Below are 11,967 nucleotides of genomic sequence, written 5' to 3'. Positions count from 1 at the left end.
ATCACCTGTGAGCCGGTGATGGCATCCCGATATTCTTACGGTTTATGGGCTTGCTCTCCGCCCCCAGTCGCACCACTTAAAGGCAGGTGTCGCCAGCTTTTTTTGACTGCTACTGATTACAGTTTCCTGGGCGTATCAGTCAAATCTAGTTTTAGTCATGGTTACAGGGTTTTTGATATTTTTGCATCTGTAGTCTGAGTTAAGGAAAACCTGCCGTTGTCCCACCTGGCAGATAAGCTTTATTACCCGGTGGTGCGGGGCAACTTGAAATTGCTGAGAGAATGTCTGGTAGGCAAGCTTAGACTCCTACACCTTGGCTTGCCTGGTGTTGTTTACCACGATAGTTATTGTAGGTCATAGATTTGACCTAAGTCAAGTTTATGACTTACAATATAACTGTTGTTCTTTGATATGCCTGTGAAACATAGAGTTCCTGAAGTTTTGAATGATAAGTGTCGGCATTTTTTTGAAGCTAGGTGGCCTAATGAGTCACCTTTAGAGATTAATGCTTATAAATTGAGAGTTTTAACTCATTTAGGGCAAGGCACTTGTCTTAAGTTGATGAGTGATGAATTTTATGTCCCTAACGAAAGAGTTATGGATTGTCTTTGTGAGGTTTTTCAGTTGCAGCCTGGTGATTTTTTGTATCACGAACCTTCTTCGTCGCTTTCAACTGATAAATCTCTTCTTGCTAATTCTGTTTAATAGTAGGTCATAGTCTTGACATAGGTCACAAACATGACTTATAATAGATTCAGTTGATTTTCAGATACCCCTGTAACTTTGGCGCTGGGCTTGCGTTAACCCTCAAGCCCTTTCTCTCAAACTATGTACACCTACACTGCTACACAGCTAGAACACAAGACTTTTGGTGAGCTCAAAGCGATCGCCCGTGACCTCGATATTGTCCCGTCGGCTGACAGACGGTGCCGCCAAGCTTGGATTGATGCGATTGTTGGCGTTGAGCTTCCGCTCCTGGCGTTGATAACTTTCCCCGGTGTCGAAACTGATTCAGTTCAGGAGCCGATGGCACCAGCGGCCAAAACTTCCCCCGGTGTCGAAATTGATGCTACACAGCTAGAACACAAGACCTTTGGTGAGCTCAAGGCGATCGCCCGTCAACTTAATGTTGTCCTGTCGGGTGATTCTCGCAAAAAGCGGACTTGGGAATTGGCGATTGCCGCTCAAGCTCAAATTATGGATATATCGATTGATGCGGCGTGTAATCCGATTCTACGCACCTACTGTCTTGGCGGTCGCAACGGGTTTACTTCAGAAGCTATTGAACAAGCTCTCGACTTGGTTGAACGTCATTGCTATCCCAGTGTTTTTCGTCTTAAAACCACTCCGACTGAACCGATCGAGAACTCTCCCGGTGCTCAGTTAGCAGCTAAAGTTTTGCCTGGTATTGCTCGTTTTCAGAATTTCATTGAATTGGCACTGACTGAAACTTCCCCTGGCACACAAATCGATCCAGTCCAGGAGCCGATCGACTTGAATACCGGAAAGATTTTTCCGCTTCAGGAGGCGATCGACTTGAATACCGGAAAGATTTTTCCGCTTCAGGAGGCGATTGACTTGAATACCGGAAAGATTTTTCCGCTTCAGGAGGCGATTGACTTGAATACCGGAAAGATTTTTCCGCTTCAGGAGGCGATCGCACCAGCGGCTAAAACTTCCCCCGGTGTTACTTTCTCTGATAGGTTTTTGGCTCTCTACTTTCCCCCACAGCCTGAAATCCACTATCAAACTGATGCTGACGGGCAACTGACTTTGTTTGATTTTGAGGTGGTTGCAATTGATGAACCGCCAGACCCTGACGATTTTGCTTGCCTCGATGACTTCTTTGAGGCGATGGCTGCCTGGGATGCTGAGAATCTTGAGCCTGTGGAAGTTTCTCTAGATTCCATGATTTACTGGGCTCCTTGTCCTTCCGACTGGTACGAACCGCCTGATACAGGGATTTTTTCACGGTTGTTCGGTCCTAAGCCCCCCAAGTTTCCCCCGTCGGCGATTGGGCAAACTGACGATATTGCTTCTGTCAGTAGCAGTCATTCAGGGCGATCGCCTCCGGGAGGTGATGCTGTATTTTGATTTTCTCTTCCATCTAGCTTGCTATCTTGCTCCTTTGTGCGATCGCTTTTTGAAGGATAAAGGGCGATCGCTTCTTCCGTACCAACTACCAATTATTGCAATGATTAACGTTAAAATTTCTGTTCCTGTTTATAAGCGTGATGAATGGGGTCACTTTGACCGTAAATCCAATGTTGAAATTGCTGCTGATGCAGAAACTTTTTCTGAAGCGTATTTTTTCTTGAGAGCGCAGATTGATGAGTTATTGCAGCAGTCAGGTGCAGAGAATACTCTTTTGCTTAATCTTTCTGCGTTGGAGAAAGAAATTGCCAATAAAGAGCGTACTCTTCAGCATTTTAACAAAAAAATAGAAATTGCTACAAACCAATTGCAGCGACTTCAGATTTTCCTTCAGCGACTAGGTATTGACCCTGGTTCATATTCTTTGTTTATTGCTGATAAACTTATAGATTCTGGTGTTGCTGTGGAGACTGAAGTTGACCCTATCCCTTTTAATTCTTCTGCTGAGTATGATGATGACGATGACGATGATTCGAGGGAGTTTTAACCATGCAATTAACTGTTGATTTTTCAGACGATACTTGGGAGTCACCTGAGACTGAGTATCAGCCTCTTTTAGATTTTGAATCTGAGATTGCTTGCGAAGTACCGCACAACGATATTTCAATTCTTACGCAGCGTATTAAACGCTCTTTTCTTGACTACGTGCGACAAGGAATTATGCTTGACGCCGTGCGACGTTACCGTCTTTATAAACGGCAATACGCTGATTTTGCAGAATATTGCAAACTTGCTTTAGGTCGATCGCACTTCTACTGCAAGAAGATTATTCAAGCTGCTCAAGTTTGCCTGCGACTCATCAAAGCTAAATTCAAAGTCCTTCCCACATCGGTATCTCAAGCTTTGCCACTACTCAAATTTGCTAATGTTGACAAGTATGGTGATTCCCAGCTTGGCGACAAATGGCAGACCGTTATTGATGGTTTTCCTCCTGAGAACATAACAGTGGCTAAAATTCAAGAAACTTTAGATGAGAATCCAGAGGACAGAGCCAAGCAAGTTCGTATTAAGGGGAAAGCTTACAAGCTTTTGCAAGAAAAAGCTGCTGCTGCTGGAATGTCGCTATCAGAATATCTTGAGTATTTGATTGGTGGTGAATTGGTTTCTGAAGATGATTTATCTGATGAACAGGAAGACTTTTCCAGTGTGCGATCGGATGAACAGACTGTTGTTCAATATACTTCAGACCAACAAGCAATTTTGTCAGATTTGGATCTTGTTTTTAAATCGCCTGATGATGGCTGTTTAACTCACCAGCCGAAACTTCCCTTTAAAAGGGGGAGTCGCGGATTGAGTCCAAATCATCCGTCGGTCAATCGATTTGTAACTTAGGGCTTTAGGAATGAAACAAGCTGTAGTGGCTTTTTCCTGATTCATAAGCTTGGTTACTTGTTGATTGACTGCAATTTTCCCCTGCAATTCATAGCTTTAAGAGTGAATTAGGCTTCTGGCCTTTGGGTGATTCATAAGCTTTGCTATGGGGATTTGGAAAATATCACCTGTAAAAATTAATGCAAATTATCGGACTTGATATTAGCAAGGCCTCAGTTTCTGCTTGCTTGTTAACAGAGAAACCAACTGAACCTCGACAATTTTATTATGATTGCGACTTTCATAAGTTTGAAGCTACGGCTTCGGGGATTAGTGGATTGCTGGCATTGATTGGTCGTGATACAGATAACACGATCGCACTGATGGAGCCGACGGGGGTAAATTATTCTCGACTTTGGGGAACACAGCTTGCGCGGGCCGGTGTGGAAGTGCGGCTAGTCGGTCACAAGGAATTGAGGAGTTTTCGCGAGCACCATCTTGGATTGCCTGATAAAGATGATGATGCCGATGCTCTTGCCCTAGCGATTTACGGTTGGGATTTTCTTGAAGTTCCCCGCCGCTTCGTTCAAGTGCGATCGCAAACGATTGTCGAAATTCGCCGATTGGTACTTCGCCTTAGTCATTTAAATCGTGTTCAATCACCGATTATTAACCGTGCCCGTCAAGATTTAGCATGGCAGTTTCCCGAAGTTGCCCTGGTGCGATCGGTGCGACTGGGTGAAAAAGTGCCGTTACTTTGGGGGTGGTTGTGTGGTCAGCGAGATTCCGTTAAGTACGATTTGATGTTGGAGAAGTCGATCGGACTTGGAATCACTGACGAACTGCGCCGTCATGCTGCCCGCATTTGTGATATTCAGCGAGAAGAGATGGTGCTTGAATTCCAACTTTCTAAGTTAGTGAGTGAGCCGCAGTTTTTGCTGTATCGCAAAGTTTTTGCCCGGTTTGGATTTGGTCGTAGAGTCGAAGCTCTTTTATTGTCGCAAATATATCCGTTTGAAAATTACCTCACGCCCGATGGCAAACCAGATGTGAAGATTCGTAAAGGGCGAAATTCTGGCAAACCTACCAAGCGGCATTTGTCACTTCGGCGATTTTGTAAGGCTTTGGGCTATGCGCCGACACAAGAATCTAGCGGTGATTTGCATAAATCAAAAGTTAGCGGCGGTAGTGATTTGTGTCGGCGTGCGCTTTGGCAGTGGATATTTACTAGGATTGAGCCAGCACGCGCTCGGCTTCATAATGATATTGGCGATCGGCTTGGTGCAATTCTGGATGCTGAAAAGTTGAGCGGTCGTCCGGTGCGGTTAGTGCGATCACGTGTGGCGGCCAAAGCAGTCAAGTTGTTGTTTAGGGAGTTGGTTAAAGGGTTGACGATTAAAGAGTTGATGTTGACCTGCGAACAAGATGAAACTGAGGAAGAGTACGAGCAAAGGATTCGAGAAGATATAGAATCTGATCGCAAGTATCACGAGCGGCTTCATTCGTCATGGCCTTTTGAAGAGTAAGGAGCTGGTGCGCGAGCTCGTCCAATCTAAAATCTAAAATCTAAAATCTAAAATCTAATTTTAGGTTGCGGCGCTATCTCTTACACGAGATTTCAGAGGGTGTTACTCCTCCGCTGGTGCTGCTCCAGTTCGCGCCTTTGTCAAGGATATCTTTTTTCCAGCGGGATTTTTCCGATTTTCGCTAGCAAGCTTCGTCGGAGTGCAGAGTTTCTCTCCGAAAATCGGAAAAATAGCCGCCACCCGTCCGGTAGGACACCAAAGTATATTTTGGTAGCGTTTAATTTTTTGTTGCTTTAAAATCTAGAATTGTTAGAGTGAATCGGATGAAGCCTGTGAGACGATCGACCCAGCCAACTCCTGAAGTTCCTCAATGGTACGTGTTTCGCAGCGGTGAAGCCAAAGGGCCCTATACCAAATTGCAATTATGGGAGATTGAGGAAATCACAGCCCGAACCAAAGTGCGGCGCGGGGAAGCCGAGTGGCAGCGCGGCGGTGAAATTCCAGAATTAGCGTCGTACCTCACTCAAAAATAAGGCGCTATCCCGAAAAAACTCTTCTCGGCAGGGTTGAACGCTTCTCCACAGCTTTAAATATTCAGCTCAAACAGATTCATCAATCTCGTTAGCTAAACTTTCAGGCAAATCGAGTTCGATAATTGACTGCATTGCCCGCATTTTTCCTAAAAAAAAGCCCTCAACTTTGTGAGGGCTTTGCGATGCCAGGAACGAGACTTGAACTCGTGACACGTGGATTTTCAGTCCACTGCTCTACCAACTGAGCTATCCCGGCTTGTTTTTTCGCGCTTTACTATCTTAGCAGACACATACAGAATTTAGCAAGCACTTTTTCAAATTAATTTTCGATCGCCCGGAACCGCCCGCCTGTAAGCTAAAAGCTGCAACCTAAAATCCAAAAATCGCAATGGCACAGCAACATCGGGACAGCGAGGGCAAGAGTCTGCTTGTCTTGGGCATAATTTGGCTGCTGGGGGCAATTAGCGATCGCCTCTGGTTTGCCCTCGATCGATCTGTCCCGGCGTGGGATCAAGCAGACTACCTGACTAGCACCCTGAAATACTTGCAGGCGTTGCAGCATCCTCAGTGGCTTTCCGGGGAGTGGTGGACAAGCTTCTGGCTGCTTTCGACGAAAATTCCGCCCTTGGCATACATCTTAACGGTTCCGTTTCTTCAGGTTTTCGGTACTGGGGGCGATCGGGCAACCCTCGTTCATTTATTATTTAGTGCAATTCTCCTCGCCTCAGTCTACAATCTGGGCGTCCAATTATTTAACAGGCAAGTCGGTTTGTGGGCCGCTGCAATTTGCGTTTTGTTACCGGGACTTTATCGGTTCCGCTTGCAATTTTTACTCGACTATCCCCTCACTGCGGCGATTACTTTTGCTTTTTATTGTCTGACAATGTGGAAGCAGGAATCAGGAAGGCACGACACGGCTTTTGACGCGGATACACGGATGAATTATGGAGAAGAAGGAGAAATAAGGAAGAAGGAAGAAGGAAGGCACGACACGGATTTTGGCGCGGATACACGGATGAATTATGGAGAAGAAGGAGAATTTTTTTCTCTTTCTAGATCGTCTTGGTTTTGGGCGATCGCCTTTGGAATTTCTCTCGGTTTATCAATATTAGTTAAACACACTACTGTATTATTTCTGTTTACCCCAATTGTGTGGTTGGCTGTGGGTGCTGTGCGACAAAAAGCTTGGGGAAGATTAGGTCAATTAACTGGTGCTCTGTTGCTGTCGGTGGCGGTGTTTGGGCCTTGGGCGAAAACTAATTGGCTGTTAATTTTGACCGGGGGAAAACGGGCAACGGTGGATTCTGCGATCGCCGAAGGAGATCCGGGCATCAATACGATCGACGCTTGGATTTACTACGGTCAACACTTACCCGAACAGATTTCTTGGCCTCTGTTACTTATTCCCTTAGTAGGATTGATACTTTATTGGCGTCGTCGGCAAAATAGTTCGTCAATCTTGCATCTCAACTCCTGTCGCTGGCTGGCTGTTTTCTGGGGAGGAGCTTATTTAATTAATTCTCTAAATATTAACAAAGATGACCGATATGTGATACCTTATTTGCCAGTTTTATCTATTTTCTTAGCCTACTGTTTAACGCTGTGGCCTTCTCGGTGGGGACGACAAATTCGCTGGGGTACAATTGGTTTGGCAATTCTGCCGATGCTGTTCCATCTGTGGCCGCTGGGAGGTGCTTTTGGACATAGCTTAGTCCAAATTATCAGTCCCGGCAATTCTCACTATCCTTACTTGGGGAAAGAGTGGCCGCACCGAGAGGTAATTGCAGAAATAATTGATAAAGAACCTTATTTGCAATCTACTTTAGGCGTGTTGCCTTCGACACCGGAAATTAATCAGCATAATTTGAATTTTTACGGTGCTTTGGCTAATTTTCAGGTTTACGGGCGGCAGGTGGGAACGAATTTAAAAGACGTGCCGCAAGATGTGCGATCGCTCTCTTGGTTTGTCACCAAAACTGGCCCACAAGGTTCGATTCGTGAACGGATTAAAAAAGCTCAAAATGCCGCCGTAAATGCAATTGAAAAAGGTGATAAATTTGAGTTAGATAAAACTTGGATTTTGCCAGATTATACTAATTTAAATCTTTATCGCAAGCGAGTGCAGCCTGTCGAAATACAGCCGTTGAATGAAGGGCGATCGCAAGTACAATTAGATCGAGTTACTGTTGCTGCAAAAGCAGTTCCCGGAGTCGCGCTACCGGTTACTTATACTTGGTCTGGGCCTTGGCAGCAGTTGCAGTCTGGTTTAGTGTTGGTAACGTGGGAAAATCAGCAGTCTGGCGATATTCCACCGGGACAGACTTTCAGGATTTTACACGATCGCGCGATCGGCCAGGCGACTTTGCATCCGGGGATGCTGGAAGCGGATAAATTTGCTGTGGGGTTTCGAGTTGTCGATCGCACGGCGATGCTTCCTCCTGCTAATATTGCACCGGGAACTTACAATCTGCAAGCTACTTATCTAAATCGGAAAACCGGCGAAACTTATCCGATTAATGTGCCGGCAGTGAGTGTTAAGATCGAGGCAGAGCCTCTGGATATGCGTTCCAAGGCAGAGCCTGGGAACGAGGAGAAAGCGCCTGGGAACGTGGATAATACAGATAAGCCTGAGTTAGATTTGGTGACTCAATTGCGGGCGATGGCGGTTAATTTACCCAAAGGATTGCCCGGTTTAGAACCTGTGTTCGAGCAGATTGGGCGCATTAATCAGTACGATCCAATTCAAGATTATACCGTGCAAGCGGAACAAGCGTTAGAATATCGGTTGAAACAGGAACCCAATAATCTAGAATTGGCTTATGCTTTGGCATTTTCGCGAGTATTGCAGCAGAATGTCCAAAGTGCGATCGCAGCCTTAGAAAAAGTCACCCAACTCGACTCAAAAAACCCTTACGCTTACGCCTATCTCGCTTTCGTACACCTGTACGGCTGGCATCCCAAAGCCGCTCAAACAGCCTTAAAACCTGCTCTCGCTCTCAACTCCAATCTACCGGAAATTAGAATTTTAAACGGTGTAGCGCAACTAATGCAAGGTAATCTCATTCAAGCATGGCAAGATTTGCAATACTTAAAAAAACTAAAAATTTAACAATCCCTTTTATTGTGGCACGGGCGTCCCGCCTGTGCTTCTAAATCTGTAACGCCTGTGCTTCTAAATCTGTAACGCCTGTGCTTCTAAATCTGTAACGCCTGTGCTTCCGAATCACTAAAAAACAGAAAACCAATGAACCAACCAAGAATAATTTCTCTAATTCCCAGCGCCACCGAAATTGTAGCACTTTTAGGATTAACCGATGCAATTGTGGGCCGTTCCCACGAATGCGATTATCCCCCAGAAATCCAAAATTTACCTGTTTGCACTCAGCCTAAATTCAATCCCGAAGGAACTAGCAGCGAAATTCACAACCGCGTGACCGAATTGTTGCAAAATGCGCTGAGTGTGTATAAAGTAGAAATAGATACTTTGGAAAAATTGCAGCCGACTCACATTATTACTCAAGCTCAATGTGAAGTCTGCGCTTGTTCTCTAACAGATGTTGAACAAGCGGTAAGCACGCTGGTAAATAGCAAGCCGGAAATTATTTCTTTGCAGCCGAATCTGCTAGCAGAAATCTGGACGGATATTCAGCGAGTTGCTGATGCTTTGGGCGTAAATGGCAAAAGCGCGATCGATCTTTTGCAATCCCGCATCAATGCTATTATCTTAAAAACCAAAACATTAACCGTTAAACCCAAAGTAGCTTGCATCGAGTGGATTGAGCCTTTGATGGCTGCGGGTAACTGGATTCCCGAATTAGTGGCAATGGCGGGAGGCAATTCGCTATTTGGAATTGTCGGCGAACATTCCCCTTGGTTAAAATGGGAATCGCTAGTAGAAGCTAATCCCGATGTAATTATTTTCATGCCTTGCGGCTTTAATTTAAGCCGCACTCGCAGCGAAGCAATGCAGATAACTAAATACGCAGAATGGCCTGATTTGCAAGCAGTAAAAACGGGGCAAGTTTACCTAACTGACGGCAATTCTTACTTTAATCGGCCGGGGCCGAGATTGGTTGATTCGTTAGAAATTTTAGCAGAAATTCTCCATCCCGAAATCTTCGATTTTGGCCATCGGGGTAAGGGTTGGCAGCCTTTTTTTGTAAATACCCGCAGCTAGCTAAAGCTTTATATATAGCAATCCTAAATCATTTGTGAACTTCTTACTCCCTCCCCTTGATAAGGGGAGGGTTGGGGTGGGGTAAAAAATTTACGATTCCTGCAAAAATTGCTATATATTATAGCAACCGCCAAGACGGTTAGGACGTTGTTAATGGCTGAAACGATTGATTTTCTTCCTTCTTCCTGACATCCGTTACATCCGTTACATCCGTTACATCCGTTACAGAATCCGTTGCCGAACTTCCTTCTTCCTTCTGCTCTAATTCTGAATTGCCTGCCATACAAATAAGGACACAACATTGTTGTGTCCTTACTTCGTCTTCATTTAACCGAATCTGACATCAATATGATGCAAAAAACGCTAGTCCTATTTGGCATCAGGGGGCATCAACACCTTGTCAATTACGTGAATAACGCCGTTGCTAGCTTTGATATCAGCTTTCACAACATTAGCGCCGCTGACAGTAACTTTGCCTGCGTTAACTCCCACCTTCAGCGAGCTGCCTTCCACACTTTTCACATCGCCGGATTTCAGGCTAGTAGATACAACCGAACCAGGAACAACGTGGTAAGTTAAAATCTTTGTAAGTAGGGCTTTGTTTTCCGGTTTGAGCAAATTCTCTACAGTTCCTTTTGGCAAAGCAGCAAATGCCGCGTCAGTCGGAGCAAAAACAGTGAAAGGGCCTTTTCCTTGTAAAGTTGTCACCAAACCTGCAGATCCCAAAGCCTTCGTCAGTGTCTTGAATTGAGCGTCGCCAGATGCAATAGCGACAATATCCTTCGCCTGAGCCATTGGTGCCGGTGAAGCAGCGGTTTTCACATTTCCTGCAACTTGTTGAGTTTGAGTTGCATTAGCAACCTTGGTGTTGGAGGTGATGTGAGCCCAAGCCGGGAAACCAATCAACGCGCTAGCGCCGATTATTCCTGCGAAACCTGTGAGTTGTTTCATCCAGCTAGGTAAATTTTGATTTTTCATTTCGCTTGCATTTCCTTATGAGATAAAACCGTGAACATGAATTGTTATGTTAGCCAAATCTCGACAAAAGGCAAGGTTGCCAGAGGCTAAGATAGAGAGAAAATTCTCTTGCATCCCCGATCGACCAAAACTTCCTTAATATAACGCAACCTAAAAAATCTGGCATCAACCGCTAAATCTGTAACTCAAAACCTCAATCACCGAACCAGTTTGAGGTAAGTCAGCAGATTTGATCGAAATTGTGTCATTATTCAATCGGCGCACCGGCGTACCATCCATCAGCGCCAAGAATTCATCTAGCGGCACCAAATCGCACGCAGCAGCATCGGCGGCTTGGGTTTTGAAATGTGTCGGAATCACCATCTTTGGTTTGAGAAGTTGCAAAGTTTGCTTCGCTTCCGCCGGAGTGTAAGCTTTCGGCCCGCCGCCCACGGGAATCAGCACTACATCGGGCCGCCCGATCAAGATTTGTTCTTCAATGCCGATCGGGCCAGCAACTCCGCCCAAGTGTAAAATCTTAACGCCCGCTTGCTGCCACAGCCAAGCCACATTGACCCCAAATCGCCTTCCTCCCTCACGGTCTTTTTCCGTCCGAATCCCTTGAATCCGCAGTCCGTTAGACCTGTAAGCCCCCGGTTCGTACAAAAGGCCGGGATTGCCCGCAAATCCGTCGATCGCCCCTTCATCGAGCAACCGGCTGCTAATCAGAATCAAATCTGTTGGCACTTTAGGAGAGCGATAGCCTGCGGTACAGCCCAGGGGGCGAAAAGGATTCACCAGCACCCTCGCACCGCCTCCGGCGAACAAGAAGCAAGTGTGGCCCAACCACTGAATCGACAAAGAATCAGCAGTTTGAGCTTGATAGCTTTCCCATCCAGATGGTAAACCAGTGAAGAAAGCTGCTAGCAAACCCGTCTGTGCGTAACGTATTAATTGTCGCCGTTTCATCTTGTGGTTGCGGTTGTCGGGTGTTGGTCGTTTGTTGTTATACCACAAAACACAGTCAGTCGATTTTAGATTTTAGATTTTAGATTTTAGATTTACTTGCAGCATTGAATCTGGAATCTCGAACAGGAGTCTAAAATTTGGGGTTCACCACGACAGGAGTGGGGGGCTTGTATCCTTTTTGAGGCGGTTCAGGTGCGAAAATGTGTACCCTACTCTGACGGTAAGGTACTATAAGAGCGAACCCTACAAATTCATAGAAATTCAACTAAGGAATGAGAATTAAATAACTTCCACTCTTGAAAGTGGGATGGGCGTCCCGCCCGTCCAAAAAGGACGGGCG

General features: G+C 45.5%; 13 protein-coding genes and 1 tRNA gene. 9 read left to right on the top strand and 5 right to left on the bottom strand.

The features are described 5' to 3' along the window. From QUB11_RS30025 to QUB11_RS30000, 7 genes are all read left to right on the top strand, one after another. The coding region (locus tag QUB11_RS30025) for a hypothetical protein (RefSeq protein WP_333207270.1) at positions 1–198 on the top strand (198 nt) is incomplete at its 5' end. Between the two features lie 213 nt (positions 199–411). Then, entirely contained in the window at positions 412–705 is a 294-nt protein-coding gene (locus QUB11_RS31385; protein WP_445300814.1) for a helix-turn-helix domain-containing protein, read from the top strand. Between the two features lie 123 nt (positions 706–828). Continuing rightward, on the top strand, positions 829–2,094 hold the full coding sequence (locus QUB11_RS30020) for a hypothetical protein (protein ID WP_333207269.1): 1,266 nt from the start codon (positions 829–831) through the stop codon (positions 2,092–2,094). Beyond that, on the top strand, positions 2,081–2,641 hold the full coding sequence (locus QUB11_RS30015; protein WP_333257865.1) for a hypothetical protein: 561 nt from the start codon (positions 2,081–2,083) through the stop codon (positions 2,639–2,641). Before QUB11_RS30020 ends, QUB11_RS30015 begins: the two co-directional genes overlap by 14 nt. Before the next feature lie 2 nt (positions 2,642–2,643). Further along, positions 2,644–3,486 carry a hypothetical protein gene (locus QUB11_RS30010; RefSeq protein ID WP_333207266.1) on the top strand — a complete coding sequence of 281 codons (843 nt, stop codon included), beginning with the start codon at positions 2,644–2,646 and terminating at the stop codon, positions 3,484–3,486. 179 nt (positions 3,487–3,665) lie between these two features. Next, on the top strand, positions 3,666–4,991 hold the full coding sequence (locus QUB11_RS30005; protein WP_333207265.1) for an IS110 family transposase: 1,326 nt from the start codon (positions 3,666–3,668) through the stop codon (positions 4,989–4,991). A gap of 323 nt (positions 4,992–5,314) precedes the next feature. After that, positions 5,315–5,524: a DUF4339 domain-containing protein gene (locus tag QUB11_RS30000; protein ID WP_333207264.1), complete on the top strand. Its 210-nt coding sequence runs from the start codon at positions 5,315–5,317 to the stop codon at positions 5,522–5,524. Between the two features lie 66 nt (positions 5,525–5,590). On the opposite strand, the gene QUB11_RS29995 is transcribed toward QUB11_RS30000, so the two are convergent. Together QUB11_RS29995 and QUB11_RS29990 are read right to left on the bottom strand one after the other, a co-directional pair. After that, the gene (locus QUB11_RS29995) at positions 5,591–5,737 is read right to left on the bottom strand and encodes a hypothetical protein (RefSeq protein ID WP_333207263.1); all 147 of its coding nucleotides are present in this window, start codon (positions 5,735–5,737) and stop codon (positions 5,591–5,593) included. Further along, positions 5,708–5,780, bottom strand: a tRNA-Phe gene (locus QUB11_RS29990). The genes QUB11_RS29995 and QUB11_RS29990 overlap by 30 nt, the downstream gene beginning before the upstream one ends. 132 nt (positions 5,781–5,912) lie before the next feature. On the opposite strand from QUB11_RS29990, the gene QUB11_RS29985 reads away from it, so the two are divergent. Continuing rightward, positions 5,913–8,633, top strand: coding sequence for a phospholipid carrier-dependent glycosyltransferase (locus QUB11_RS29985; protein ID WP_333207262.1), 2,721 nt, complete (start codon positions 5,913–5,915; stop codon positions 8,631–8,633). A 135-nt stretch (positions 8,634–8,768) separates the two neighbouring features. Continuing rightward, a complete protein-coding gene (locus QUB11_RS29980; RefSeq protein ID WP_333207261.1) occupies positions 8,769–9,701 on the top strand; it encodes a cobalamin-binding protein in 933 nt (310 codons plus the stop codon). A gap of 139 nt (positions 9,702–9,840) precedes the next feature. On the opposite strand, the gene QUB11_RS29975 is transcribed toward QUB11_RS29980, so the two are convergent. The 3 genes from QUB11_RS29975 to QUB11_RS29965 form a co-directional block, all read right to left on the bottom strand. After that, positions 9,841–9,984 (bottom strand): hypothetical protein, encoded by a 144-nt coding sequence (locus tag QUB11_RS29975; protein WP_333207260.1) that lies wholly within the window; start codon positions 9,982–9,984, stop codon positions 9,841–9,843. Positions 9,985–10,070: 86 nt separating this feature from the next. Further along, positions 10,071–10,679, bottom strand: a complete 609-nt coding sequence (locus QUB11_RS29970; RefSeq protein WP_333207259.1) for a fasciclin domain-containing protein — start codon at positions 10,677–10,679, stop codon at positions 10,071–10,073. Positions 10,680–10,844: 165 nt separating this feature from the next. Then, a complete protein-coding gene (locus QUB11_RS29965) occupies positions 10,845–11,627 on the bottom strand; it encodes an MBL fold metallo-hydrolase (RefSeq protein WP_333207258.1) in 783 nt (260 codons plus the stop codon). Positions 11,628–11,967 lie beyond the last annotated feature (340 nt).

It is taken from the genome of Microcoleus sp. B6-A1 (assembly GCF_036705085.1).
Classification (GTDB): domain Bacteria; phylum Cyanobacteriota; class Cyanobacteriia; order Cyanobacteriales; family Microcoleaceae; genus Microcoleus.
Note: the sequence above shows the minus strand (reverse complement) of the source record. Positions and strands in the feature narration are given on the sequence as shown.